Annotated in this window: 27 protein-coding genes and 1 rRNA gene; 18 read left to right on the forward strand and 10 right to left on the reverse strand. The window is 70.7% G+C overall.

Annotation, left to right across the window (positions count from 1 at the left end; all coding sequences use genetic code 11):
- The 9 genes from rrf to ACZ32T_RS36590 form a co-directional block, all read left to right on the forward strand.
- Window positions 1–88 (forward strand): 5S ribosomal RNA (rrf, locus tag ACZ32T_RS36550); the annotation flags it as partial.
- A 72-nt stretch (window positions 89–160) separates the two neighbouring features.
- Entirely contained in the window at window positions 161–808 is a 648-nt protein-coding gene (locus ACZ32T_RS36555; RefSeq protein ID WP_467274196.1) for an HAD family hydrolase, read from the forward strand.
- Between the two features lie 42 nt (window positions 809–850).
- A complete protein-coding gene (locus ACZ32T_RS36560) occupies window positions 851–2,053 on the forward strand; it encodes an MFS transporter (RefSeq protein ID WP_467274194.1) in 1,203 nt (400 codons plus the stop codon).
- The gene (locus ACZ32T_RS36565; RefSeq protein ID WP_467371843.1) at window positions 2,022–3,194 is read left to right on the forward strand and encodes an acetoin utilization protein AcuC; all 1,173 of its coding nucleotides are present in this window, start codon (window positions 2,022–2,024) and stop codon (window positions 3,192–3,194) included. The genes ACZ32T_RS36560 and ACZ32T_RS36565 overlap by 32 nt, the downstream gene beginning before the upstream one ends.
- Before the next feature lie 99 nt (window positions 3,195–3,293).
- Entirely contained in the window at window positions 3,294–4,109 is an 816-nt protein-coding gene (locus ACZ32T_RS36570; protein ID WP_467274190.1) for a phosphatase, read from the forward strand.
- A 128-nt stretch (window positions 4,110–4,237) separates the two neighbouring features.
- Window positions 4,238–4,450 (forward strand): helix-turn-helix domain-containing protein, encoded by a 213-nt coding sequence (locus ACZ32T_RS36575; RefSeq protein ID WP_014046653.1) that lies wholly within the window; start codon window positions 4,238–4,240, stop codon window positions 4,448–4,450.
- A 110-nt stretch (window positions 4,451–4,560) separates the two neighbouring features.
- Window positions 4,561–4,659: a 30S ribosomal protein bS22 gene (locus ACZ32T_RS36580; RefSeq protein WP_003948845.1), complete on the forward strand. Its 99-nt coding sequence runs from the start codon at window positions 4,561–4,563 to the stop codon at window positions 4,657–4,659.
- Window positions 4,660–4,886: 227 nt separating this feature from the next.
- Window positions 4,887–5,960: an NAD-dependent epimerase/dehydratase family protein gene (locus tag ACZ32T_RS36585; RefSeq protein WP_467274198.1), complete on the forward strand. Its 1,074-nt coding sequence runs from the start codon at window positions 4,887–4,889 to the stop codon at window positions 5,958–5,960.
- A gap of 16 nt (window positions 5,961–5,976) precedes the next feature.
- The gene (locus tag ACZ32T_RS36590; RefSeq protein ID WP_467371845.1) at window positions 5,977–7,026 is read left to right on the forward strand and encodes a lysophospholipid acyltransferase family protein; all 1,050 of its coding nucleotides are present in this window, start codon (window positions 5,977–5,979) and stop codon (window positions 7,024–7,026) included.
- A gap of 120 nt (window positions 7,027–7,146) precedes the next feature.
- Here the strand turns inward: ACZ32T_RS36590 and ACZ32T_RS36595 are convergent, their stop codons facing one another.
- The 3 genes from ACZ32T_RS36595 to ACZ32T_RS36605 form a co-directional block, all read right to left on the reverse strand.
- Entirely contained in the window at window positions 7,147–8,343 is a 1,197-nt protein-coding gene (locus ACZ32T_RS36595) for a DUF5667 domain-containing protein (RefSeq protein WP_467274186.1), read from the reverse strand.
- Between the two features lie 209 nt (window positions 8,344–8,552).
- Window positions 8,553–9,341 (reverse strand): ECF subfamily RNA polymerase sigma factor, BldN family, encoded by a 789-nt coding sequence (locus tag ACZ32T_RS36600; RefSeq protein WP_467274184.1) that lies wholly within the window; start codon window positions 9,339–9,341, stop codon window positions 8,553–8,555.
- Between the two features lie 398 nt (window positions 9,342–9,739).
- Complete coding sequence (locus ACZ32T_RS36605; protein ID WP_467274183.1) at window positions 9,740–10,681, reverse strand: HAD family hydrolase; 942 nt, start codon at window positions 10,679–10,681, stop codon at window positions 9,740–9,742.
- Window positions 10,682–10,825: 144 nt separating this feature from the next.
- Here ACZ32T_RS36605 and ACZ32T_RS36610 point away from each other — a divergent pair, with 144 nt between their 5' ends.
- From ACZ32T_RS36610 to ACZ32T_RS36640, 7 genes are all read left to right on the forward strand, one after another.
- Window positions 10,826–11,101 (forward strand): glutaredoxin family protein, encoded by a 276-nt coding sequence (locus ACZ32T_RS36610; RefSeq protein WP_104786857.1) that lies wholly within the window; start codon window positions 10,826–10,828, stop codon window positions 11,099–11,101.
- 285 nt (window positions 11,102–11,386) lie between these two features.
- Window positions 11,387–12,172, forward strand: coding sequence for a redox-sensing transcriptional repressor Rex (locus ACZ32T_RS36615; RefSeq protein ID WP_467274181.1), 786 nt, complete (start codon window positions 11,387–11,389; stop codon window positions 12,170–12,172).
- Window positions 12,169–13,659 carry a glutamyl-tRNA reductase gene (locus ACZ32T_RS36620; RefSeq protein WP_467371847.1) on the forward strand — a complete coding sequence of 497 codons (1,491 nt, stop codon included), beginning with the start codon at window positions 12,169–12,171 and terminating at the stop codon, window positions 13,657–13,659. The genes ACZ32T_RS36615 and ACZ32T_RS36620 overlap by 4 nt, the downstream gene beginning before the upstream one ends.
- On the forward strand, window positions 13,656–14,642 hold the full coding sequence (gene hemC / locus ACZ32T_RS36625) for a hydroxymethylbilane synthase (protein ID WP_467274177.1): 987 nt from the start codon (window positions 13,656–13,658) through the stop codon (window positions 14,640–14,642). Before ACZ32T_RS36620 ends, hemC begins: the two co-directional genes overlap by 4 nt.
- Entirely contained in the window at window positions 14,639–16,306 is a 1,668-nt protein-coding gene (locus ACZ32T_RS36630; protein WP_467274176.1) for a bifunctional uroporphyrinogen-III C-methyltransferase/uroporphyrinogen-III synthase, read from the forward strand. The genes hemC and ACZ32T_RS36630 overlap by 4 nt, the downstream gene beginning before the upstream one ends.
- Before the next feature lie 130 nt (window positions 16,307–16,436).
- Window positions 16,437–17,432: a porphobilinogen synthase gene (hemB, locus tag ACZ32T_RS36635; protein ID WP_467371849.1), complete on the forward strand. Its 996-nt coding sequence runs from the start codon at window positions 16,437–16,439 to the stop codon at window positions 17,430–17,432.
- Between the two features lie 414 nt (window positions 17,433–17,846).
- Window positions 17,847–18,803 carry a MarR family transcriptional regulator gene (locus tag ACZ32T_RS36640; protein ID WP_467371851.1) on the forward strand — a complete coding sequence of 319 codons (957 nt, stop codon included), beginning with the start codon at window positions 17,847–17,849 and terminating at the stop codon, window positions 18,801–18,803.
- Here the strand turns inward: ACZ32T_RS36640 and ACZ32T_RS36645 are convergent.
- The 5 genes from ACZ32T_RS36645 to ACZ32T_RS36665 form a co-directional block, all read right to left on the reverse strand.
- The gene (locus ACZ32T_RS36645; RefSeq protein ID WP_467371853.1) at window positions 18,790–18,999 is read right to left on the reverse strand and encodes a DUF397 domain-containing protein; all 210 of its coding nucleotides are present in this window, start codon (window positions 18,997–18,999) and stop codon (window positions 18,790–18,792) included. The two genes, ACZ32T_RS36640 and ACZ32T_RS36645, sit on opposite strands and share 14 nt — an antisense overlap.
- Entirely contained in the window at window positions 18,996–19,820 is an 825-nt protein-coding gene (locus ACZ32T_RS36650; protein ID WP_467274169.1) for a helix-turn-helix domain-containing protein, read from the reverse strand. Before ACZ32T_RS36650 ends, ACZ32T_RS36645 begins: the two co-directional genes overlap by 4 nt.
- A 150-nt stretch (window positions 19,821–19,970) precedes the next feature.
- Complete coding sequence (locus ACZ32T_RS36655) at window positions 19,971–20,630, reverse strand: response regulator (RefSeq protein WP_467371854.1); 660 nt, start codon at window positions 20,628–20,630, stop codon at window positions 19,971–19,973.
- Window positions 20,627–21,781, reverse strand: coding sequence for a sensor histidine kinase (locus tag ACZ32T_RS36660; RefSeq protein ID WP_467274165.1), 1,155 nt, complete (start codon window positions 21,779–21,781; stop codon window positions 20,627–20,629). Before ACZ32T_RS36660 ends, ACZ32T_RS36655 begins: the two co-directional genes overlap by 4 nt.
- Window positions 21,778–22,614 carry a lysostaphin resistance A-like protein gene (locus ACZ32T_RS36665; RefSeq protein ID WP_467371856.1) on the reverse strand — a complete coding sequence of 279 codons (837 nt, stop codon included), beginning with the start codon at window positions 22,612–22,614 and terminating at the stop codon, window positions 21,778–21,780. Before ACZ32T_RS36665 ends, ACZ32T_RS36660 begins: the two co-directional genes overlap by 4 nt.
- 196 nt (window positions 22,615–22,810) lie before the next feature.
- Between ACZ32T_RS36665 and ACZ32T_RS36670 the strand changes: the two genes are divergently transcribed.
- A complete protein-coding gene (locus ACZ32T_RS36670; protein WP_467371858.1) occupies window positions 22,811–23,518 on the forward strand; it encodes a hypothetical protein in 708 nt (235 codons plus the stop codon).
- Between the two features lie 26 nt (window positions 23,519–23,544).
- Here ACZ32T_RS36670 and ACZ32T_RS36675 read toward each other — a convergent pair whose 3' ends face one another.
- The gene (locus ACZ32T_RS36675; protein WP_467274159.1) at window positions 23,545–23,895 is read right to left on the reverse strand and encodes a hypothetical protein; all 351 of its coding nucleotides are present in this window, start codon (window positions 23,893–23,895) and stop codon (window positions 23,545–23,547) included.
- A gap of 107 nt (window positions 23,896–24,002) precedes the next feature.
- Between ACZ32T_RS36675 and ACZ32T_RS36680 the strand changes: the two genes are divergently transcribed.
- Window positions 24,003–24,443, forward strand: coding sequence for a glutaredoxin domain-containing protein (locus tag ACZ32T_RS36680; protein WP_467274157.1), 441 nt, complete (start codon window positions 24,003–24,005; stop codon window positions 24,441–24,443).
- 92 nt (window positions 24,444–24,535) lie between these two features.
- Here the strand turns inward: ACZ32T_RS36680 and ACZ32T_RS36685 are convergent, their stop codons facing one another.
- Complete coding sequence (locus ACZ32T_RS36685; protein WP_356709994.1) at window positions 24,536–25,321, reverse strand: ABC transporter permease; 786 nt, start codon at window positions 25,319–25,321, stop codon at window positions 24,536–24,538.
- Window positions 25,322–25,351: the final 30 nt, after the last annotated feature.

The raw sequence follows: 25,351 nt of genomic DNA on the forward strand, positions 1-25,351 counted from the left end.
CGGTTACATTCCGAACCCGGAAGCTAAGCCTTTCAGCGCCGATGGTACTGCAGGGGGGACCCTGTGGGAGAGTAGGACGCCGCCGAACAATTATTCCGGGAAAGCCCCGTGCCCTTGTGGCACGGGGCTTTTCTGCGTTCTGAGCGTCTAGGGTCGAACCATGCGCTACGAACTGGTCATCTTCGACAACGACGGCGTGCTCGTCGACAGTGAGCCGATCTCCAACACGGTCCTGGCCGGCTACCTCACGGAGCTCGGTCACCCCACCTCGTACGAGGAGTCCCTCCGCGACTACATGGGGGCCGCCATCCACCGGGTGCACGACCTGGTGGACGAGCGGACAAGCCAGAAGCTCCCCGCGGACTTCGACGACGAGCTGCACCGCCGCACCCTCGCCGCGTTCGAGGCGGAGCAACTGGTCGCCGTGGAAGGGGTCGAGGAACTGCTGGGCGAGCTCGTCGCCGACGGGGTGGCGTACTGCGTCGCCTCGTCCGGGAGCCACCAGAAGATCGCGGCCGGACACCGCAAGGCCGGCCTCGACCAGTGGTTCGAGGAGGAGTGGATCTTCAGCTCCGAGGACGTGGGGCGGGGGAAGCCGGCCCCGGACCTGTTCCTCCACGCCGCCGAACGGATGGGCGTCGCCCCCGAGCGGTGTGTCGTGATCGAGGACAGCCCGCTCGGCGTCGAGGCGGCCCGTGCGGCCGGGATGGAGGTGTACGGGTTCACCTCGATGATGCCGGCGGACCGGCTCGTCGGGGTCACCGGGCACTTCTCCGACATGTCGCAGCTCCCGAAACTGCTCGCCTGACCGATCTACCCAGCGGTAGACCGGGGCTCTACGCTCGCGGCCATGACGGATGCGCGGTTGCGGTACGGCAGAGCCTCCCTGGCGTTCAGCTTCCTGGTGCAGGGGGTGGCCTTCGCCCTCCTCGTGACGCGCATCCCCGCCATCCAGGACCGGTACGGGATATCCGACGGGCTGCTGCCCGCCTTCCTGGCCGCGGTGCCTGTCCTGGCGGGGGTCGCCAGTGTGGCCACGGAGAAAGTGGTCGCACGGGTACGGCCCGGGGTCGTGCTGAGGTGGGCGCAGCCCGTCGTGCTGCTCGCCCTGCTCGGCGTGGGTGCCGGCAGCGAGGTCTGGCAGGCGGTCGTCGCGCTCGGCGTCTTCGGGCTGGCGGTCGGGGCCCTGGACGCCTCGATGAACATGATGGGCGTCAGCCTGCAACGGGCGTACGGGCGCAGCATCATGCTGGGCTTCCACGCCGCGTACAGCCTGGGTGGTATCGCCGGGGCGTCGATGGCATGGGCGGGTGCGCACTGGGACCTGTCGCTGCTCGTGTCCTATCTGCCCGTGGTGGCCGTCCTGCTGCCCGCGGCTCTGCTCGGCAGCAGGTGGTACGCGGAGGGCGGGACCGGCGGGGACCGGGCGGAGGCGAAGCCCGGGCAGGGTGGCTCCGTGCCGTTCAGGCTGCTGCTGCCGCTCTGCCTGGTGATGGCGTTCGCGTACATCGGGGACTCGACGGTCTCCAACTGGAGTGCGAAGTACCTGCAGGACGTGCTGGGCAGCTCGGAGCAGCTGGCGACGGTTCCGTACAACGTCTACATGGTGACGACGCTGCTGGGGCGGGCCGTGGGGGACCTCGGGGTTCGGCGCTTCGGGGCGGTGGCCGTGGTGCGGGGCGGCAGCGTGCTGGCCGCCGTCGGCTTCGCGGTGGTGGCGGTGGCGCCGGGTGCCTGGTGGGGGATGCTCGGCTTCACCCTGCTGGGTCTCGGGCTCTGTGTGATCGTGCCGCAGACCTTCGCGGCGGCGGGGAGGATGTTCCCCGGGGCGAGTGACGTGGCCGTCGCCCGGCTGAACGTCTTCAACTATGTGGGTTTCCTCGTCGGCTCCCCTCTCGTTGGGGCGCTCGGCGACGCGTGGAGCTACCGCGGCGCGATGCTCGTGCCCATGGTCCTGGTCCTCGCGACGCTCGTGTACGCCCGGTCGTTCGGCGCGGAGCCCGCCCGATACGGTGGCGGGCATGAGCGGGCGCGCGCGGCTGATGTGGGATGAGGCAGTAACGGGATACGACTTCGGGTCCAGTCACCCCATGGACCCGGTCAGACTCGCCCTCACGATGGGACTGGTACGGGCGTTCGGCCTGGACGGGTCGGTGGATGTCAGGGCGGCCAAGCCGGCCGGGGACTCCACGTTGCGGCTCGTGCACCGTGAGGACTACGTGGCAGCCGTCCGGGCGGCGTCCGCGGATCCGGGGGCCGCCGACCAGGCGTACGGGCTGGGGACGGTCGACGATCCCGCCTTCGAGGGGATGCACGAGGCGTCGGCGCTGATCGCCGGGCTCTCGGTGGGGGCCGCGGAGGCCGTCTGGCGCGGGGAGACCGCTCATGCCGTGAACTTCACCGGCGGGCTGCACCACGCGATGCCCGGGGCGGCTTCGGGCTTCTGTGTGTACAACGACCCGGCGCTCGCCATCGCCCGGCTGCTGGAGCTGGGCGCGGAGCGGGTGGCGTACGTGGATGTGGACGTCCACCACGGGGACGGGGTGCAGGCGGCGTTCTGGGAGGACCCCAGGGTGCTGACCGTGTCGCTCCACGAGCATCCGCGCACGCTGTTCCCGCAGACCGGCTGGCCGGAGGAGACCGGTTCGGGGGCGGGTGAGGGCGGCGCGGTGAACGTGGCGCTGCCGGCGGGCACGGGTGACGCCGGGTGGCTGCGCGCGTTCCACGCGGTGGTGCCCGAGCTGCTGGAGGACTTCCGGCCGCAGGTGCTGGTGACCCAGCACGGGGCGGACACGCACTTCGAGGACCCGCTGGCCCACCTGGCCGTGTCCCTGGACGCCCAGCGGGCCGTCATGGAGGCCTGCCACGATCTCGCCCACACCTATGCCGAGGGCGGGCGCTGGGTGGCGCTGGGCGGGGGCGGCTACGCGGTGGTGGATGTGGTGCCCCGGTCATGGACGCACCTCGTGGGGATCGCCGCCCACGCGCCGGTGGCCCCGGAGTCGGTCGTCCCGTCGTCGTGGCGCGACGAGGTCTACGCCCGTACGCGGCAGTTGGGCCCGGGCCGCATGACGGACGGCCGTACGCCGTCGTGGAAGTCGTGGGAGGACGGGTACGACCCGGCGGACCGGCTGGACCAGGCGGTCCTGGCGACGCGGCGGTCGGCGTTCCCACTGCGAGGGCTGCTGGCCTGAGGGAAGGTCACAGGCCGATCCGCGAGGTCGTTACGCCAACGGTGGTGCGGTACGCGGGTTCCGCCCCGGGGACGCTCGTGGTGCGGGAGCATCGGGAGGGTGTTGAGCACCGGAGCGCTGCGCGCTCATCTGCTGGCGGCCCGGCTCGCCGGGCCCGTGGCCACGCCGCGGGAGACGAGTCTGCGGAGCTATCGGCTTTTCGCGGCGAGAGACCCCCGTGTGCTGCTTGGGCTCGCCCCGGACCGGGAGTGGGGTGAGCGGGACCTGCTGCGGCTGATGGCCGACAAGTGCGGGGTCTCGGCCGACCCTGACCATGTGTCAGGGCCGGATGTCATCGACCCGGAGCGGACCCTGGCCGCGCTGGACGCGTTCGCGGAACGGCTCGCGAGGGCTGCGGAGAGACGGGCTCCTGTGCTGTTCGGCACCGGACACCCGCACCGGCTGCTGGGGTTCTACGCCGGGCTGGCAGACGCGTTGTCGGCGGCCGGGTGCGCGGTCCTCACTCCCGCGCAGGGGCGATGTGTCGACATAACGACCCGGTTCGGCGTACGCACGTACAGCCTCGACTACGTACAGGGCGTCGCGCTGGTGCGCGAACCGGGCGTGCGGGCTCCAGGGAGTGCCACCGGCGCACACACCCACTCGCCGCTCCCGGTCCGGGCCGTGCTGGAGGAGGCCGTGAACGCTCGGGGGGCGCTGCCCGAGCTGGTGGTCGGGGACCACGGATGGGTCTGCGGCGCAGGTCAGCTGGGTATCGAGGCCATCGGGCTGGCGGATACGGATGACCCCGCGCTGTTCGTGGGTGAGGCGGAGGGGCGGGTGTCCGTCGCCGTTCCGGTTGATGACGGCGTGCGGTCGGACTACTACCGGCCTCTTACTCGGTATGTGCTCAATCGGGCGTGTCTGTCACAGTAGGCGGCCGACCGTCTCACCTCTTCCCCACTCGCATCACCCGCCCCTAATCTGGGGAGTGAGCGCACAACGACGAAGAGTCACCGGAGGGGAAGCCGGTGCGCGTCTCGTGCGGAAGGTACAGGTGGGTCATGGCTGCTGGCAGCGAGAGGCCTCTCAACGAGGTCAAGTTTCTGACCGTGGCGGAAGTCGCCTCGGTCATGAGGGTGTCGAAGATGACCGTGTACCGCTTGGTGCACAGTGGTCATCTGCCGGCGATCAGGGTGGGAAGGTCCTTCCGAGTCCCGGAGCAAGCGGTTCACGAGTATCTCCGAGAGTCCTTCGTGGGGGTGGAGTCGGCCTGACGTCGCCCTCGGATTACGCCCCTCACCCGGTGGCGGGTAGGCTAGGCCGACGTAGGTCGTGTGGGCCCAGACGCCCCGCACCAGTGAAGAAGAAGTGAGCGAGGGTAGTCGTGGGCTCTGTTATCAAGAAGCGGCGCAAGCGGATGGCCAAGAAGAAGCACCGCAAGCTGCTCAAGCGCACGCGCGTTCAGCGTCGCAACAAGAAGTAAGCGAACGCAGTTCGTGAGTCCGAGGCCCTTCCGCCGCCCTGGCGGGAGGGCCTCGGCGCGTTTCCGGGCGGGTGTTCCGGGCGCCGGTGATGTGCGCGGATCCGGTGGTATTCCCGCCACAGCGTCGGTAAAGCCCGCCCGGGGTCATCACAGGGCAACATCCACCGACTACGGTGACGGCCAGGGGAAGACCCCGCTCGGTGAACGATCGACGGAAGGCGCTGATCTTGGGGAAGATCGTGCTCGTCACAGGCGCGGCCCGGCAGCTGGGGGGCCGTTTCGTGCGGCGTATCCAGCGGGATCCCGGTGTGGACCGGGTGATCGCCGTGGACGCGGTCGCGCCGGAGCATGAGCTGGGTGACGCCCAATTCGTCCTGGCGGACATCCGGCAGTCGGCGATCGCCAGGGTCCTCGCCGAGCATTCCGTCGACACGGTCGTCCATCTGGACGTCTCCGCGAAGGCGCTCGGCACGGGCGGCCGGACGACGGTCAAGGAGACCAACGTCATCGGCACGATGCAGCTGCTCGGTGCGTGCCAGAAGTCCCCGACCGTCCAGCGGCTCGTGGTCAAGTCCAGCACCAACGTGTACGGCTCCGCCCCGCGCGACCCCGCGGTCTTCACCGAGACGACGCCCCCCAAGTCCCTGCCCAGCGGCGGTTTCGCCAAGGACGCCGTGGAGGTCGAGGGCTATGTCCGCGGCTTCGCGCGCCGCAGGCCGGACGTGGCCGTGTGCGTGCTGCGGTTCGCGAACATCCTGGGCCCCGCGCCGGACTCGCCGCTCGCCGACTATCTGGCGCTGCCCGTCCTGCCGACGGTCCTCGGGTACGACCCCCGGCTGCAGTTCGTGCACGAGGACGACGTCGTCGACGTACTGGAGATCGCGGCCCGCGAGCCCCGGCGCGGCACGCTGAACAGCGGCACGTTCAACATCGCGGGCGCCGGGGTGCTCCTGCTCTCGCAGTGCTCGCGCAGGCTGGGGCGGCCTACCGTGCCGGTGCTGCTGCCGGCCGTCACCTGGGTGGGGTCGGCGCTCCGTACGATCGGTATGACGGACTTCTCGCCGGAGCAGATCCGGCTCCTCACGCACGGCCGGGTGGTCTCGACCGTCCAGATGCGCGAGACGCTGGGTTTCCGGCCGAGGTTCACCACGGCCGAGACGTTCGCGGAGTTCGCCCGGAGCCGGGGGCCGGGGCTGCTGCCTCCGGACCGGGTGGGCAGGGCGGTCGGGAGGCTGGCCGAACTGCCGCTCGGCGGCGGGGGACCGGCAGGCAGGACACATTCCACTCACGGCGCCAGGTAGAGGAGCGCGACCGACGATGGCGGACGCCAAGGTCATTCCCTTCGACGACGACCGTTCGCGCTCGGGCGCGGGGCGGCGCAGAGGAGCGCTGCCGGGCGCCGGGAGGGCCCAGCAGCCCGCGTCGGCCGGTCCCGCGCCCGTGAGCGCCCTGCCGGGCGGCCAGGTGCCTGAAGGGGCCGCTGAGGCCGCGGATGCCGCCTCCCAGGACGGTGGAGAGGGCCCCGGGAGCGGCTGGGACCGGCGGATCGCGGGAGGGCTCGCCTTTCTGCGGCGGCGCCTCACGGGGGATTACGAGGTCGACGAGTTCGGCTACGACGAGGAGCTGACCGACCAGGTCCTGATGTCGATGCTGCGGCCCCTCGCGGACAAGTACTTCCGGGTCGAGGTGAAGGGCGTCGAGAACATCCCGTCCGACGGCGGGGCGCTCATCGTGGCCAACCACTCCGGGACGCTGCCGCTCGACGGGCTGATGCTCCAGGTCGCGGTGCACGACAACCACCCGGCCGAGCGGCATCTGCGGCTGCTCGCGGCAGATCTCGTCTTCATGCTCCCGGTGGTCAACGAGCTGGCGAGGAAGGCCGGGCACACCCTCGCGTGCGCGGAGGACGCGGAGCGGCTGCTGCAGGGCGGTGAGGTCGTCGGGGTGATGCCGGAGGGCTTCAAGGGCATCGGGAAGCCGTTCGGCGAGCGGTACAAGCTGCAGCGCTTCGGGCGGGGCGGCTTCGTGTCGACGGCTTTGCGGGCCGGGGTGCCGATCGTGCCGTGCTCGATCGTGGGCGCCGAGGAGATCTACCCGATGATCGGCAACTCGAAGACGCTGGCGCGGGTCCTGGGGGTCCCGTACTTCCCGATCACGCCCACCTTTCCGTGGCTGGGACCGCTCGGCGCGCTGCCGTTGCCGACGAAGTGGACGATCCAGTTCGGGGATCCGATCCCGACGGACGGGTATCCGCCGGAGGCCGCGGAGGACCCGATGCTGATGTTCAACCTGACGGACCAGGTGCGGGAACAGATCCAGCACACGCTCTACAAGCTGCTGGTGCAGCGCCGGTCGGTCTTCTTCTGACCGCACGCGACCGCAGGCAGACCGCACGGCCGATCGCCCGCCGACGTCCGCCGACCGCCCGGCCGACGTGAAGGAGGGCGCCGTCCGGTCCGGACGGCGCCCTCCTCACCTGCGGTGGCCCTACGGCTCGACGTCCTCGCTGTCGATGCCCAGGCCGGGCAGCAGGCCCGGGAGCAGCGGCGGCAGGGTGACGTCGGGCGCGGGGGACACGCCGGGTGCGCCGCCCGGGGACGACGGGGTGGTGCCGTCCGTCGGGAGGTCGTCCAGCAGACCGTCGGAGCCCCCTCCGAGCAGTCCGTCGGCGGGGGTGGAGCCGGAGACCGAGGGCTTCGGCTCGGCGCTGCTGGTGGACGCGCTGTCGTCCGGGGCCGTGGAGGAGGCCGGAGCCTTCTCCGGGGCTGTGGAGCTCCGGCCCTCCTGTGTGGCACCGGCGGGCGGCGCGTCCCCCTCGGTGCCCGGTGTGCGGGGCAGCAGGGACTTCAGCGGTGCGACTTCCTGGTCCATGGCCTCGAAGACGGAGCTGACCTTGTCGCGGATGTCGGTCAGCTGGACGGGCAGCCGGTCGCGGAGGCTGCTCCAGCTCGCGCGGTGCGAGCGGGAGAAGGAGTCCAGCGTCTGGATGGGCCCGATGGCGCCGTCGCGCTCGTAGGCGGTGTGGAGCAGGCGGTGGCCCTCGGTGGCGTCGTGCGTCATGCCGTCGAGCGCGCGCCTGACGTCACCGATCGACTCGTGGTCCATCTCTCCGGAGCGGGCCCGCTCCATCAGCCTGCGTGCTTCGCCGAGACGGGTCGACGCCTGGTCGAGGTAGGCCTCACCCCGGTCGGCGTCGCCGCTCGCCATGCCGAGGCTGATGTCCTCCATGCCGCGCTTGAGCGGATAGAGGGAATCACCCGGCAGGGCGTCGGAACTGGCAGCGGCCACTCCGCCGAACGCTCCCGCGGCCACACCCACGGTGAGTCCGCCGGCGGTGAGACCTTTCGCCCAGCGGGAGCGGGGGCGCAGCTTCCGGATGGGGGAGGCCCGGTGGGCGCCCTTGCTCCGTTGTTCGGGCACGGTAGGGCCCGTGGACGCACCGCCTTCGGCGAACATGGTCTCCATGGCCGCGAGGAGCTGTGCTCGCTGCACCACTTTGACCTCGGGATCGAATTCCGGCGCCGGTAGCTCACCGAGGCCGTTCGCCAGGGCCAACAGCGTTCCGTGGTCGGCCGGTTGGGCCGGGTCCTCGGGCTGTACGGCCGCCGCACCCTGGGGGGACTGCTCCTCCAGGGCCTGGGCGAAGGCGTTCGCCCGCCGGTGTGCCGGAACGTTTGCGATCACTGGCGGCACCTCCTCTCGTCATGACGGTCGACTCCCCTGAGGGTCCGGAAGTTGCCCACCGGAGACGTTTCCACACGAACGAGCGAGTGGAAACGGTCAGGTGTGGCGAACAGGGGGCCTGCATCCGGCACAACGAGTGGCGCGGCAGTTGGGTTACGGACGGCGGAGGATCCGATCGGTGTGTCACGGACACGTCACGGATGGTGACGTCAGCGGGCGTCGTCCGGCAGAAGTCGTGCGAGCGTACGCACGGCTCGATACTGCAAGGTCTTGATCGCGCCCTCGTTCTTTCCCATGACCCGGGCGGTCTCGGCGACCGAGAGACCCTGCAGGAATCGCAGGGTCACGCACTCCTGCTGCTGCGGGTTGAGCCGGCGTACGGCTTGCAGCAGTGCGGCGTTGGAGAGGGATTCCAGGACGGAGTCCTCCGGGCTCCGCGCGACCTCGTTGGCGTCGAGCATTTCGCCGGTGGTCACTTCCAGTCGGAAACGACTGGATTTGAAGTGGTCGGCGACCAGGTTTCGAGCGATCGTGACCAGCCAGGCGCCGAAGTCACGGCCCTGCCAGGTAAAGGTGGAGATGCGGCGGAGTGCGCGCAGGAACGTCTCGCTGGTGAGGTCCTCCGCTGTCGCCTTGCCTCCCACGCGGTAGTAGATGTACCGGTACACGGTGTCGCTGTACTGGTCGTACAGGCGGCCGAAGGCCTCGGCCTCACCGGCCTGCGCGCGCTCGACGAGATCCATCATGCGCGCGCTGTCGCTGTCGGCCGTGGGGCGGCGGACGGGAGCCGACGACGCAGCAGCAGCCGCAGCGCCGCGGTTGCTGCGTCTTCCGACGGCCGCGCTGCGTTCGGCCAGCGCATAGCAAGGGCCGGCAGGTACAGGGGTGGCAAATTGGGGGACGGCGTACGCGGTGGGGACGAAGCCGCGCAAGCGGTCGAGGACCGTTGCGCGCAGCGTAGCCAGGCCCGAGGTGTCAACCCCGACGTGTGGGTACACGGGACTCCCAGAGGCAGAGCTTCCATCACGTGCAGTTGAAAACTGTCACTCGTGGTAGTGGGTGACAGGTTCCTTGTGCGTCTGAGGAGAATAACGCTTCGTACAGGCCGTGCTACACCCAGTTGCTCAAATCACCGATTAGGTCGCTTCTGTCACCTCTAAGTGACGGTTCAAGTGGCACATCGTGACCGATTATTGATCGAATAGCTTCGGAATCTGCCTATGGCGGCGACGGGTTGTGGTCGTCCGTACGTAACGCGACTGGCCGGAGCGATGGGTGTCCGTGCCGCTGTTCCGCTCCCGATCGGGCGTACGTGCCCGGGCGTGCCGCTGCGGGGAGGCAAGGTGGCGCTGTGGGGAGGAGGGTCCTCCGTGGAGGAGGCCGACGTGAGAAGCGGTCAGCGGCGGCGGCGGTGGATCGCCACGGCGGCGGCCGTGCCGCCGGCCAGCGCGCCGACGCCCGCCGCGGCGGGGATGCCGACCTTGGCCGCCTTGCGGCCGGTGCGGTAGTCGCGGAGCCGCCAGTCCAGGGAGCGGGCGTGCTTGCGCAGTTTGGAGTCCGGGTTGATCGCGTACGGGTGGCCGACCAGCGACAGCATGGGGATGTCGTTGTGCGAGTCGCTGTACGCGGCGCAGCGCTCCAGGTCCAGGCCCTCGGCCGCCGCGAGCGCGCGTACGGCTTCGGCCTTCGCCGGGCCGTGCAGGGGCTCGCCGACCAGCCGCCCGGTGTAGACGCCGTCGACCGACTCGGCGACCGTGCCGAGGGCGCCGGTGAGGCCGAGGCGGCGGGCGATGATCGTGGCGGTCTCCACCGGGGCGGCGGTGACCAGCCAGACCTTCTGGCCGGCGTCGAGGTGGGCCTGGGCCAGGGCGCGGGTGCCGGGCCAGATGCGGTCGGCCATGTACTCGTCGTAGATCTCCTCGCCGATGGACATCAGCTCGGAGACGCGGTGGCCCTTCACGATGGACAGGGCGCTGTCGCGGGCGTCCTGCATGTGCTCCGGGTCCTCGACGCCGGCCAGCCTGAACCAGGCCTGCTGCCAGGCGAACCTGGTGAGTTCGCGCCGCTGGAAGAACTTCCGCTTGTACAGGCCCCGGCCGAAGTGGAAGATCGCGGCGCCCTGCATGACGGTGTTGTCCAGGTCGAAGAAGGCCGCGGCGCGGGTGTCCCCGGCCACCGGGAAGGCGGGCTCCCGGGCCTGTTCGGGACTGATGAGCAGCTCTTCGGCGCCGGCGGGCAGTGCCGACTTCTGCGCGGCCTCGGCTGCGGCCTCGCCTGCGAGCACGCTGCGTGCCGTGGCGGGGCGCCTGCGGGGGGTGAGCCATCCAAGAGCGGCCATGTCGTGAGCATAGCCATTCTGTTCGGCTCTTCCCGACCTGGCGGGATGCGGCGGTGTGAACTCTCCGGGACCGGGGCGTTAAACGGGTGATTCCGCGTTCCCGGGGTGCCGGGAAGGGTCCGCCGGGGGGAGCAGAATGAAGGTATGAGTGCTCTGCTGCGTCGTACGAGGAAGAACCCCGCGGACCGGGTGGTGACCCTGGTGGGGAAGCCCGGATGTCACCTCTGTGACGACGCGCGGCTGGTGGTGAGTGAGGTCTGCGAGGAGACCGGCGCGTCCTGGGTGGAGAAGGACATCACGCGGGACGAGGCGCTGTACAAGGAGTACTGGGAGCAGATCCCGGTGGTCCTGATCGATGACGAACAGCACACTTTCTGGCGGGTTGATCCGGCGCGGCTGCGCACCGCACTGCGTACGTGAGGGGGCTTCCTGGGTGAAACCCGGTTAACATCATGGGCGTTTTGAGTGGTCTCGGGGGCGTGGACATGAGGAGTGTGTACCGTCTTGCCCCCTTCGGGCCTGCAACGGGCTGAGGCCGTCCCGGGTTCCGGGACCGCGCAGGGAATATGCGTGACCCCGGTCACTTTGACCGGACAAAACGGACACTATCTTTGTGCACGCGTTCACAAAGACATAGCCTGCTGTCGACGGGGCGGTCATAGGACATACGGCCGCCTGCAGCCCCGCTCATCCCGCAGGAGCACCGTGGCAACTGGCCGAACTCACCGACCGGCGACCCGTAGCCGAGGAATTCCCGAGGCCACCGTCGCCCGGCTTCCGCTGTATCTCCGCGCACTGACAGCGCTCTCCGAGCGCTCGGTTCCCACGGTCTCGTCCGAGGAACTCGCCGCGGCGGCGGGAGTCAATTCCGCCAAGCTGCGCAAGGACTTCAGCTACCTGGGCTCCTACGGCACGCGTGGTGTCGGGTACGACGTCGAGTATCTCGTCTACCAGATCTCGCGCGAGCTGGGGCTCACCCAGGACTGGCCGGTCGCGATCGTCGGCATCGGTAACCTCGGCGCCGCGCTCGCCAACTACGGCGGTTTCGCGTCCCGCGGTTTCCGGGTCGCCGCGCTGATCGACGCCGACCCCGCCATGGCGGGTACGCCCGTGGCCGGGATCGCCGTCCAGCACACCGATGACCTGGACCGGATCATCAGCGACAACGGTGTGTCCATCGGCGTCATCACCACTCCGCCCGGTGCGGCCCAGCAGGTCTGCGACCGGCTCGTCGCCGCGGGTGTGACCTCCATCCTGAACTTCGCGCCGACGGTGCTCTCCGTGCCCGACGGTGTCGATGTGCGCAAGGTCGATCTCTCGATCGAGCTCCAGATCCTCGCCTTCCACGAGCAGCGCAAGGCCGGCGAGGAGGCCGCTGCCGACGGCAGGGCCGATGCGGACGCCGGGGACGACGAGGCGCCGCCGATGCGCGCCACGCCCACCGGCCGGAAGGGACCTGACGGGGACATGCCCGCAGTGATGCCGGCATGAGCCTCCTGGTCGTAGGGCTGAGCCACCGCAGCGCCCCCGTCTCCGTGCTGGAGCGGGCCTCGCTGGCGGCCGATGCCCGGACGAAGCTGCTTCAGGACACCCTCGCCGCGGAACCCGCGACCGAGGCCGCCGTCCTGGCCACCTGCAACCGCATCGAGCTGTACGCGGACGTGGACAAGTTCCACGCGGGTGTCGCCGAGCTGTCCACCCTCCTCGCGCAGCACAGCGGCGTCGGGCTGGACGAGCTCACTCCCTATCTCTATGTGCACTACGAGGACCGGGCCGTCCACCACCTCTTCTCGGTGGCGTGCGGGCTGGACTCCATGGTCGTCGGCGAGGGCCAGATCCTCGGCCAGATCAAGGACGCGCTCGCGCTGGGGCAGGAGCTCCACACCGCCGGCCGTCTGCTGAACGACCTCTTCCAGCAGGCCCTGCGGGTCGGCAAGCGCGCCCACAGCGAGACGGGGATCGACCGTGCCGGGCAGTCGCTCGTCACCTTCGGTCTCGAGCAGCTGGCCGACGGCGCCGAGGTCACCGAGTGGGCGGCCGGAAAGCGCGCCCTGGTGATAGGCGCGGGCTCGATGTCCTCGCTCGCCGCCGCGACGCTGGCCCGTGCGGGCGTCGACGAGATCGTCGTCGCCAACCGGACCCGGGCGCGTGCCGACCGGCTCGTCGAGATCCTCGGCCAGGCCGGTGTCCCGACGGCGCGCGCCGTGAAGATGGACGGCGTCGCGGGTGAACTGACACGTGCCGATGTCGTGGTGTCCTGTACGGGCGCGACCGGGCTCGTGCTGAGCGCGGAGGCCGTCGCGGGTGCGCTCGGCGTCGAGTTCGACACCGCGGAGCGGGCGGCCGCGGCCCCCGCCGCCGTGGCCGACGAGCTGGACCAGCACGCCGCGTGGGTGGAGAACGGTTCCGCCACCGCTGCCGCACAGGACCGGGCCGTGCGCCGGGTCCCCGTGCGTCCGGCCTCCACCGGCCCCGCCCGGCTGTACCTGCTCGACCTCGCGATGCCGCGTGACATCGACGGAGCGGCGCACCGCGTCGCCGGTGTGCGCCTCGTCGACATCGAGTCGCTCGCCGAGGCGTCGGCGGACGCCCCGATGGCCGCCGATGTGGACCAGGTGCGCACCATCGTCGCCGACGAGGTGGCCGCCTTCGGAGCCGCCCAGCGCGCCGCGCACATCACTCCGACCGTCGTCGCCCTGCGCACCATGGCCGCCGATGTGGTGGCCGGCGAGATCGCGCGGCTCGACGGACGCCTCCCCGACCTGGACGAGAAGCAGCGCGCCGAGATCACGCAGACCGTGCGCCGCGTCGTCGACAAGCTCCTGCACGCGCCCACCGTGCGGGTCAAGCAGCTCGCCAGCGAGCCCGGCGGCGCCGGGTACGCCGATGCGCTGCGGGAACTCTTCGACCTCGACCCGCAGACGGTGGCCGCCGTCTCACGGGCAGACCTGAACGACCCGAATAGAGGGCGGTCATGACCGACAACTCACCCCTGGGCGGGGAGACCACCACACCGCTCCGGCTAGGCACCCGGCGCAGCAAGCTCGCCATGGCGCAGTCCGGCATGGTCGCTGACGCGGTCCGCGAGGTGACCGGGCGTGCCGTCGAGCTCGTCGAGATCACCACGTACGGGGATGTCTCCCGGGAGCACCTGGCGCAGATCGGCGGGACCGGTGTGTTCGTCGCCGCCCTGCGCGAAGCGGTGCTGAGCGGCGAGGTGGACTTCGCCGTCCACTCGCTCAAGGACCTGCCGACCACGCAGCCCGAGGGCCTCGTGCTGGCCGCCGTGCCGGTGCGCGAGGACCCGCGCGACGCGCTGGTGGCGCGGGACGGGCTGGCCTTCGAGCAGCTGCCGGCCGGTGCCCGCATCGGCACCGGTTCGCCGCGCCGCATGGCGCAGCTCAACGCGTACGCCCGCGCGCACGGCCTCGAGATAGAGACCGTCGCCATCCGTGGCAACGTCGATACGCGCATCGGATTCGTACGAAGCGGGGAGCTGGACGCGGTGGTACTCGCCGCCGCCGGGCTCAGCCGCCTCGGACGCACGGACGAGGTCACCGGCTTCCTGCCGGTCGACACCGTCCTGCCCGCTCCCGGCCAGGGAGCACTGGCGATCGAATGCGCTGAAAGCAGCGCGGACCTCGCCGCAGCCCTCGCCGAGCTCGACGACCCGTACACCCGGGTCGCCGTGACCGCCGAGCGCGCCCTGCTCAACGCCCTGGAAGCCGGCTGTTCCGCACCTGTGGGTGCGCTGGCCGACTTCCTGGCCGACGGGCAGGTTGTCAACGAACTGCGCCTGCGCGGTGTCGTCGGTTCGACCGACGGTACTTCCCTGGTGCAGCTGTCCATCACCGGTCCCGTCCCCACGTCGCACGACGACGCGGCGGCCCTCGGTCGCGAGCTCGCGGCCGAGATGCTTGCCAAGGGTGCGGCCGGTCTTATGGGGGAGCGAGCACTTTGAGCCCCACCGGCCCTGTCGTATCCGACTTCCCTGTCCTGTCCTCAGGGCATGTCACCTTCCTCGGCGCCGGTCCCGGCGACCCGGGACTGCTGACTCTGCGCGCTGTCGAGGCGCTCGCGAGCGCGGACGTCCTTGTAGCCGAACCGGACGTTCTCGACGTCGTTCGCTGCCATGCACGGGCAGGGGTAAGCACGCCTGAGATGACGGTTGTTGACATGGCGTCAACACCCGCCGGAGTACCCGTCCTCAGGGATGCCGCCAATCTTGTCATGGAGGCAGCGAAGGGCGGCAGGCGGGTGGTGCGCGCCGTCACGGGCGACCCCGGCCTGGACGGCAACACGGGTGCCGAGATGCTCGCCTGCGCTGCCGCGGGTGTGCCTTTCGAGGTCGTGCCCGGCATCGCGAACGCGGTCGGTGTACCCGCGTACGCCGGTGTGCCGCTGCGTGACGCGCAGGGCGCCGATGTCCGTTTCGTCGACGCCCGTACCGCGTCGGACCGCTGCTGGTCCGAGGTCGGCGCGAGCGACGCGACGGCCGTCGTGTCCGCGTCGCTCGACTCGGTGGCCGCGGCCGCCGGTGAGCTGGTCTCGGCGGGCCGCAAGCCCGACACCCCGCTCACCGTCACGATCGCCGGGACGACGACCCGCCAGCGGACCTGGACGGCGACCCTCGGGACGATCGCCCAGGTCTTGAAGCAGGCCAAGGTCCTCCCGTCGCCGGACGGGCACCTGCCCGTCATAGCCGTGGTCGGGGAGCGCAGCTCCGCCGCCCAGCGCGACCAGCTCGCGTGGTTCGAGTCCAAGCCGCTGTTCGGCTGGAAGGTGCTTGTGCCGCGTACGAAGGAGCAGGCGGCGTCCCTCTCCGACCAGCTGCGTTCGTACGGTGCCGTGCCGCACGAGGTCCCGACGATCGCCGTCGAGCCGCCGCGGACGCCCCAGCAGATGGAGCGGGCGGTCAAGGGCCTGGTCACGGGCCGCTACGAGTGGATCGCGTTCACCTCGGTCAACGCGGTGAAGGCCGTGCGGGAGAAGTTCGAGGAGTACGGGCTCGACGCCCGTGCCTTCGCCGGGATCAAGGTCGCGGCCGTCGGTGAGCAGACCGGCGCCGCGCTGGTCGACTTCGGTGTGAAGCCGGATCTCGTGCCGTCCGGTGAGCAGTCCGCCGCCGGTCTGCTGGAGGACTGGCCGCCGTACGACCCGGTCTTCGACCCGATCGACCGGGTGTTCCTGCCGCGTGCGGACATCGCCACGGAGACGCTGGTGGCCGGGCTCATCGAGCTGGGCTGGGAGGTCGACGACGTCACCGCGTACCGCACGGTCCGCGCCTCGCCGCCGCCGGCCGAGACCCGGGAGGCGATCAAGGGCGGCGGTTTCGACGCGGTGCTCTTCACCTCGTCCTCGACCGTTCGCAACCTGGTCGGTATCGCGGGCAAGCCGCACAACGTCACGGTGATCGCGTGCATCGGTCCCGCCACGGCGAAGACCGCCGAGGAGCATGGCCTGCGGGTCGACGTGCTGTCCCCTGAGCCGTCGGTCCACAAGCTGGCACAGGCGCTGGCGGACTTCGGCGCGCAGCGCAGGGACGCGGCGAAGGAGGCCGGTGACCCGGTGACCCGGCCGAGCGAGCGCCGTCCGGGTGCGAGACGGCGCCGGTCGACGACCTGAGGGCCGTGAACGGATGGGCGGGCCCGGCTGCTTCCTCGCGGAGCGGCCGGGCCCGCTGTCCGTCGTCCCTCCGCTTTTTCCGGCCCGGGTGTCGGTAAACCGGTGATGTGTACGGGTCTACGCTCGAAGGATGACCGATTACGGAAACTTCCCCGGCTCGCGGCCCCGCCGGCTGCGGACGACCCCCGTCATGCGGCGCATGGTCGCCGAGACCCGGCTCGACCCGGCGAATCTGATTTTGCCCGCGTTCGTACGCGAGGGCATCGACGCCCCGGTCGCCATCTCGGCCATGCCCGGTGTGCAGCAGCACACCCTGGACACGCTGCGGAAGGCCGCCGTCGACGCGGTCTCGGCCGGTGTCTCGGGGATCATGCTCTTCGGCGTCCCGCTGGACGAGAAGAAGGACGCGCGGGGCACGGCGGGGACCGATCCGGAGGGCATCCTCCAGGCCGGTCTGCGGGCGGTGCGGGAAGAGGTCGGGGACGACCTGGTGATCATGTCCGACCTCTGTCTGGACGAGTACACCGACCACGGGCACTGCGGGGTGCTGACCGAGGACGGCCGCGTCGACAACGACGCCACGCTGGAGCGGTACGCCGAGATGGCCCAGGTCCAGGCCGACGCGGGAGCCCATGTGGTGGGCCCCAGCGGCATGATGGACGGCCAGGTCGGAGTGATCCGCGACGCGCTGGACCAGACCGGGCACGAGGACGTGTCGATCCTCGCCTACACCGCGAAGTACTCCTCCGCCTTCTACGGCCCGTTCCGCGAGGCGGTGGGCTCCTCGCTCCAGGGCGACCGCAAGACGTACCAGCAGGACCCGGCGAACATCCGCGAGTCGCTGCGCGAGCTGGCGCTGGACCTGGAGGAGGGCGCCGACATGGTCATGGTCAAGCCGGCGGGCCCTTACCTGGACATCCTCGCCAAGGTCGCGGACGCGGTGGACGTGCCGGTCGCGGCGTACCAGATCAGCGGCGAGTACGCGATGATCGAGGCCGCCGCGGAGAAGGGCTGGATCGACCGGGACGCGGCGATCCTGGAGAGCCTGACGGGCATCCGGCGCGCGGGTGCGCGGATGATCCTGACGTACTGGGCGACGGAGGTCGCGCGACGGCTGGGGCGCTGAGGCGATACGCAGGCCGCCCTGGCGCGGGTGCTGAAGCAGCGAAGGCCATGGCGTGAACCGGCGCTCGGAGCTCGGGCTTCGGGCGCCGGGGTTCGAGGGGCGAGCTTCGGGAGGGGTGCGATCACTCTTCCGGGGGATGTCTGCGGGGGCGCGGGTCCGATGCTTGAGCTTCGGGACCCGGGCGGCGAGATACGGGCTTCGGGATTCGAGCACCTTCTTTACCCGGTAGGTAGAAGAGGGTTTGGGTAAACCTCCCCGACCTCCCTGACCCGTCACGATCAGCAAGTATGACTAATCGTGACCGACTTGCAGCGGAGTGTGGCGACTGCTTACGGTGCGGAAACCAGAACGACCCCGACGCGGTGCAGACAACACCAGGCCGGGGTCTCACCCCACGATCGAAAGACCGATCCTGTGGCTATCCAGCACCTTAGCTCCGCCCCGAGCGCCCCCGCCTCCTCGCGCCCGTATCCGATGGCCAATCCCGGCTACGGCAAGCGATCCGCCCCGGACCAACAGCCCCGCTGCGGCGATGACTTCATGCTGCTGCCGCTGCGTGAGCGGCACATCGCCGGGTTCATCGACCGGCTTCCCGACGGCGCGGCCATGGACGTCAAGGGCCTGGCCAAGCAGTTGCCGCTCTACGGGCAGCAGGCGGTCGGCTCGGCCCTGAAAGCCCTGTCCGTCGCCGGGTACCTGCGACGCGTGCGGTGCCTGGTGACCGGTGAGGGCGGGCAAGTGCGCTGGGTCTTCCGCACGTTCTGGTCCCGCACCGCCCGCGACAACGAGTGGTGGAGCGCGCTCGTCGGCGCCGAGCGCTCGCAGCCGATGGTTGCCGAGCCCGCTGCCGTCCGGACGGAGGCCCCCGTCGTGCCGCAGCAGCGGACGCCGGAGCCGGTTCCGCCCGTTCTGAAGGGTGACTCGCCCGCGTACGCCGCTCTGGCGCGACTGGGCCGCGTTGATGCCCGTCTGGCGCTCTCCGCCGCCGACTGTGCGGTCCTGGAGCCGCTGGCCGCCGCGTGGTTCACGCGCGGTGTGGACGCGGACTACCTCGTGCAGGCGCTCGTCGCCGGGCTGCCCGCCGGGGTCGACTCGCCGGTCGGCCTGGTCCGCCGCCGTCTCACGGACAAGATCCCGCCCCAGGTGTCCGCCGCCCCGGCGCCGCCCGCGCCCGGTACGCCCGTCCGGCGGGTGATGATGGAGTGCACCAAGTGCGGTGTGCCCGGCCGCGCCGAGGCGCTGCCCGACGGCCTCTGCCGCGCCTGTCGGCTGCCTGCCCAGGAGGCGCCGGAGGCTTCCGTCGAACTGCCCGCCGAACGGGATGTGCGTACCTACGTCGCCGAGCTGCGCGATCTGCTCAAAGCGCCCTGAGCCTCCGGCCGGTCAGCTCCTGGCCCGCGAACGCGGCGAAGGCCGACCAGGTGGCAGGGGCGACGGTGAGGGTGGGGCTTTCAGGAGTCTTGGAGTCGCGGACGTGGACGGCGGAGAGGTGCACGGCGATTTCGATGCACTCGCCGCCATCACTGCCGCTGTAACTGGACTTGAACCACTCAAGTTGGGTGCTCATCGCTCTCCTAGCAGCTGGTCCAGCAGGCCCTTCGTGTCCTCGGTGTCGAGTGCCTGCGTCCGCAGCATCGCATACCTCTGCGCGAGGATGCTGACCTCGTCCGGGTCGGCGATCAGCTGACTGCCGCGCTGTGTCTCGGTGTACGCGAGATGCTGGTAGTCCGGCGTTTCGAGCAGAATGAAGGGGCCGTCGAGAGCGGCGTGTGACCGGCGGCCGAGCGGGATGACCTGTAGCGCGACGCCGGGCAGTTCAGCGCAACCACGGAGATGCCGCAGCGTCTCCTCGTGCACCTGCGGCCCGCCGAGTCGAGCGGTCACGATGGCTTCGGACAGGACGAAGCTGATGGTGGGAGGCGTCTTCCGGTGCAGCACCTCCTGACGCTGCAGGCGGGTTGCGACAAGGCCGTTGATCTCCTCCTCGCTGAAGGCGGGAACCCTGCTGGTGAAGACGGCTCGGGCGTAGCTCTCCGTCTGCAACAGGCCGGGCAGGACCTGGTTCGCGAAGAAGGACAGGACGAACGCCTCCCGTTCCAGGTCCATGTACTGCTCCGCCCACGCCGGGATCAGGTCCACCTCCGGCATGTTCTCCACCGCCGTCTCCAGCGCCCCCTTCGTGTCCAGCAGGGTGTCCAGGCTCCGGGCCAGGTCGGGGAGGAGGGCGCGGCGGCCCTGTTCGATGGAGGCGATCGTCTCCACCTGTACGGCCGCCCGGTCCGCGAGCTGGGCCTGGGTCAGGCCCGCCGCGACGCGGAACAGGCCGACCAGTTTGCCGACGAGCTTCATGGCGGACGCGTTCCTGCGCTGCCGTTTCCTGGGGTGCATACGGTTCGGCCTCCCCGCCCTGGTGCCTGCTCCACGCATCGGAGGCCCGTACAACGGATCTGTACGTGCTCACCCAATGCTGAACGATAGGCACGGAGAGTGACGCTTGTCTCATGATCGAGACGATGCAACTCTCGCTGCTCCGATGGCTCAGGACACCAGGCCCTGGCGGTAGGCGTAGACGACCGCCTGGACGCGGTCGCGGAGGCCGAGCTTGGTGAGGATGCGCGAGACGAAGGTCTTGACCGTCTCCCGGCTGATCACGAGGGACGCGGCGATCTCGTTGTTGGAGAGGCCGTCCGCGATGAGGCGCAGGACCTCCAGCTCGCGGGGGGTCAGCGGAATGCCGGGGCTCTTGTCGTCGGTGGGCCGGATGCGGGCGGCGTACCGGCCGACCAGCTGGCGGGTCACCTCGGGGTCCAGGAGTGCCGCGCCGGCGGCGACGGTCCTGATGCCGTGGAGCAGCCGGTCCGGCGGGGCGTCCTTCAGGAGGAAGCCGCTGGCGCCGGCGCGGAGCGCCTCGTAGACGTACTCGTCGAGGTTGAACGTGGTCACCACGAGCACCTTGACGGGGTGGGGCACTCCGGCGCCGGCCAGCAGGCGGGTGGCCGCGATGCCGTCGAGGACCGGCATGCGGATGTCCATGACCACGACGTCCGGGCGCAGTTTCCCGGCGAGGTCGACCGCGGTCCGCCCGTCCCCGCACTCGCCGGCGACCTTGAGGTCGGGCTGCGCGTCGATGATCGTCGACAGGCCGGTGCGGATCAGGACCTGGTCGTCGCAGATCAGTACGCGGATCGGTTCGGTCACGAGGGGCTCCCGGCGGGTATGCGGACCCGGACGGTGAAGCCGCCGTCCTTCTGCTTCTCCGCGCTGAAGTCGCCGCCGAGGACGTCGACCCGTTCGCGGAGGCCGGCCAGGCCGCGCCCGCTCCCGGAGAGTCCGGCCGTCCGCGAGCCGGAGCCGTCCGTGCCGACCTCCACGGTGATCTCCTTCTCGCCATGACGCACCCGGACCGAAGTGCGGCTGCCGTGAGCGTACTTGAGGGCGTTCGTCAGTGATTCCTGCACCACCCGGTAGGCCACGAGGTCGGCGCTGCCGGACGATTCGGCCGGTGTGCCCTCCTCGGTGAACTCCACGGGCTGCCCGGCCCGCCGGGTCTGCTCGACGAGGGTGAGGAGCCGGCCGGCGGCCGGTGTCCTGGGCTCGGTGCCGTGGTCGGGGTTGAGCAGGTCGAGCAGGTGCCGCAGGTCGGTGATGGCCCGTCGCCCGGTGTCGGTGACGGCCGTCAGGCTCTGGTCGAGGCGGTCGGGTGCGGCGGTCAGATAGCGTGCCGCCTCGGCCTGGACGACCATGGCCGTCACGTGGTGGGTCACGACGTCGTGGAGTTCGCGGGCGATGCGGGCCCGTTCGGCGGTGCGGGTGTCCTCGGCGACGCGGCTGCGGCGCTCGGCCTCCAGGGCCCGGGTGTCGCGGAGCCATACCCCGACGGCCCAGGCGAGTGCGATGGCCAGGTAGAACGTCACGAACTCGCTCGGCGGCTCGCCCGGGCCGAGCCGGTGGAGTGCGACCGCCAGCGGGACGTACGCCGCGGAGATGACGAGGGCGGTGGCCCGCCGGTGGTGTTCCACGAGGGACGCCACGCTGATCAGCGCGATGGGCAGCGCGGTGCCCGCGAGCGTGTGGTAACCGCGGAGCTGGTCCAGGGCGAAGCCGAGCGACACCACGGCGAAGCAGATGACAGGCCACCGCCTGCGTGCGGCGAGCGGGAGGCACTGGAGGGCGATCGCCACGATCGCCAGGGCGTCGAAGGGCCGGGTCGGGAGGCCGCCGAGCTCCGTGCCGTTGTTGCGGAAGCCCGGCAGGATGGACGCGGCGAGGAGCAGCAGGGCCAGCGGGGCGTACCAGAGTGCGGCGTCCGGCCGGCGCCACAGGTCCTGGATGCGCGGGAGTCCGGTCATCGGGGGAGTGTAGTGGGGGCGGCTTCCTTGGCGGCGCCGCGGCGTCGGGGCACCAGGTTGCCGCGCCGGTGGGCCAGCCACAGGAAGGCGAGGGTGATCACGAATCCGAACACCACCGAGTACACGCTGCCTTCGGGGCCGAAGGCGCCGCCGGTGACCCATTCCGGGCCCGACGTGACGGTGTCCAGCAGTCCCTGCTGGGTGTCGTTGCCGGAGACCTCGGTGCTGAAGATGCCGGCGGCCGCGAAGTTCCAGCCGAAGTGCAGGCCGATCGGGACCCACAGGTTGCGGGTCGCGGCGTAGGCGGCGGCGAGCATGCCGCCGGCCTCGATCGCGATGGCGAGGGCGCCCCACAGGGTGGCGTCGGGGTTCAGCAGGTGGGAGGCGCCGAACAGCACCGCGGTCAGCGTCAGGGCGATCCAGGTGCCGGTGCGCTCCTCGATGATGCGGAACAGGACCCCGCGGAAGAGCAGTTCCTCCGTCACGGCGGCGGCCGCCATGAAGCCGACCAGCCCTATGGCGCCGGTGACCGATCCCAGGCCGTTGATCTCGTAGTGCGCGTTGACGGCGATGAAGGTGATGACGGCGCCGAACATCGCGACGCCGATGAGCAGTCCCCGGCCGATCGCGGCCCCGGCGCCCTTGCGGGCCACCTCGGTGGACGGGCGGTGCTCGGTCTTGCGGACCACCCACCCGTAGAGCGGTACGGCGGCCAGGACTGTCAGGAGTCCCAGGACGAGCTGGAGCCAGGGGTTGTCCTCCACGGCGGCGACGGCCTGACCGCCGATCATGGCGACCACCACGACGGCCAACAGCTGCCAGACGAACCTCATGAACGCTCCTTCTACGGGTCCGCGGCCGGAGTGCCGCGGTGCCTCGAACGCTACGGATCCGGCGTTCCGCGATCGTCACCTCACGGTGGACACCTCGGCGTAGCTCGCACGGGGGACAGGAGCCATGACCGCCCGGGCCGGGCGCTCTTCCCGGCGCTCCTGACGGCTGTGGGCGGACGCGTGCGAGGATGCTGCGGTGCTGGACGCTATCGACGCGGTCGCCTGGGACTCCGTGCCGGGCCATCCCGACTGGTACGAACCCGATCGCGCCGCCCGTGGTCTCCGCGCCCCGTCCGAGGCGACGAACCTGGTGCAGGCGGCAGAGGCAGGCTCGCAACTCGGTTGCGGTGGGCTCGTGCACGACCACAGCGGCGCGGTGTTCCCAGCGGCCGTGGTGGCGGCACCGCTGCTTCTGGACATCGCCGAGCGGGGCCACCCGGCAGCCGGGGACACCGCGCTGGGACTGCTCGACGAGGCTCTGTCCTTCCGTCCACAGGCCGGGTACACGCGGGTGGGTGCTCCTGGCGGCACGGCGATGCCCCTCTGCTGCGCTCTGGCCCACCGCCTGCGGGAGCGCGCCGATGTCCTCCGGGGGCTCGGCAGGAGGGGGAAGTGGCTGCTGGCCGACGCGTCCGCGCACTGGCGCTTCGACATCCGTGAATGCGTGGCTGACGCGGGTGGTTCGGCTGCCTTCGGCACACTGGCCGGCCACCTCCCCGCAGGTGTGCACGCGGCGGAGATGCACGGTGCCGGTGCCGTCACCGTGCTGGGTGGCCTCGTTCTGGAGTACCCGCCGGCGGGCGGCTCTTCCGAGGCGTGCCTGCGGGTGCCCGGCCGGCGCCCGGACGAACTGCCGCCGGGCGCTGTGCTGACTCCGGCGAAGTGCGGCAACCGCGTGCCCTGACCGTGGTCGCCATGGGGCATGTTCCGTCAGGGCCAGTCGACCAGGGCCGTGAACGCCACGTACGCGGTGAGGACCACGGCGGGTGCGGCCAGGGAGAGGAGCGCCCGGGCTGCGGCCTTTCGTTGCCGCCAGGGCAGGGACCAGCTCGCGACGAGGACGATCAGGGACAGTACGAGACCGGTGCAGAGCACGGCCCACGCCGCGTCGAACGAGTCGGTGAAGCGGTCGGCCTGTGCGCCGTCGCAGGAGTCGCACGCCATGGGGGACAGGCCCCCGAAGAACAGTGCGAGCGCCGCCGCGGGCAGGGTGACGAGCGTGGAGATCAGCGGCCCGGCCCAGGCGTGCGGGGCGCGGGGGTCATGAAGGTCTTCCGGCATGCGTACGAGTCAACTCCGTGCGTCCGTGCCGCACATGAGTGCTCGTACTCAAGATCAGGGCTGACGGGGGCTGTTGGATCTCCCGGCTCCGGATAGCCTGCGTCTTCATGATGCGCGCGTGGAAACTGCCGATACTGCTGGTGCTCTGCGGCTCAGCCGTCGCGACCGTCCTGTTCCTGCGGGGGAGCCCGGGGCAAGCCACAGCCTTCCTGCTCGGCTTCGTGCTCTACGCGGGCGTGAACTCGCCCCTGTACTTCCCGAAGTCGATCGGTGCGCTGGAGGCCCAACGGCGTAGCGCGGCCGACGGCAGGCCGGTCGTCTACTGGCGGGCGGGCTGTAAGTACTGCATGCGTCTGCGCTTCCGGCTGGGCCGCAGGGCTCGTCAGCTGCACTGGGTCGACATCTGGCGTGACCCGGCCGGTGCGGCAGCGGTGCGGGAGGCCAACGGCGGAAACGAGACGGTGCCGACCGTCTTCGTGGCGGGCCGGCCGCACGTCAACCCTGGCCATGTGTGGGTCCGCGAGCAGCTCTCCTCTTCCGGGGTCTGACAGACGAACAGGCGGCGTACTCCGGCGCGTTGCCGGTGTACGCCGCCCTGGGCGGGTCGCGGTGCGGGGCATGGCCCGCGCTGTCATGACGGTTACTTGGGGTCGCGGTCGTACTGGGCCTTGGACCAGCGGTAGCCGAGGACGGTGAGCCCCAGGCACCAGGCGACGGCGATCCAGCCGTTGTTGCCGATCTCGGTGCCGAGGAGGAGGCCGCGGAGGGTCTCGATGGCCGGGGTGAAGGGCTGGTATTCGGCGATGGGCTGGAACCAGCCCGGCATGGATCCGACCGGGGTGAAGGCGCTGGAGATGAGGGGCAGGAGGATGAGCGGCATGGCGTTGTTGCTGGCCGCCTCCGCGTTGGGGCTGCCCATGCCCATGCCGACGGCGATCCAGGTGAAGGCCAGGGAGACCAGGGCGAGGAGTCCGATGGCGGCGAGCCATTCCAGGAGGGTGGCATCCGTGGAGCGGAAGCCCATGGCGACGCCGACGGCGCCGACGAGGACGACGCTCGCGATGGCCTGCAGGACGCTGCCCGCGACGTGTCCGAAGAGGACGGAGCCGCGGTGGATGGCCATGGTCCTGAAGCGGGCGATGATTCCTTCCGACATATCGGTGGAGACCGACACGGCGGTGCCGACCACGGTGGAGCCGATGGTCATGAGCAGGATGCCGGGGACGATGTAGGCGATGTAGGCGGAGCGGTCTCCGCCGCCGATGCCGGCGCTCATCGTGTCCCCGAAGATGTAGACGAAGAGCAGCAGGAGCATGACCGGGGTGAGCAGCAGGTTCAGGGTGAGGGACGGGTAGCGCCGGGCGTGCAGGAGGTTGCGGCGCAGCATGGTGGAGGAGTCGCGTACGGCGAGGGAGAGGGTGCTCATCGGGCGTTCTCCTTGGTCTGGTGGGGGATG

The organism is Streptomyces sp. NPDC023573 (genome assembly GCF_055559735.1).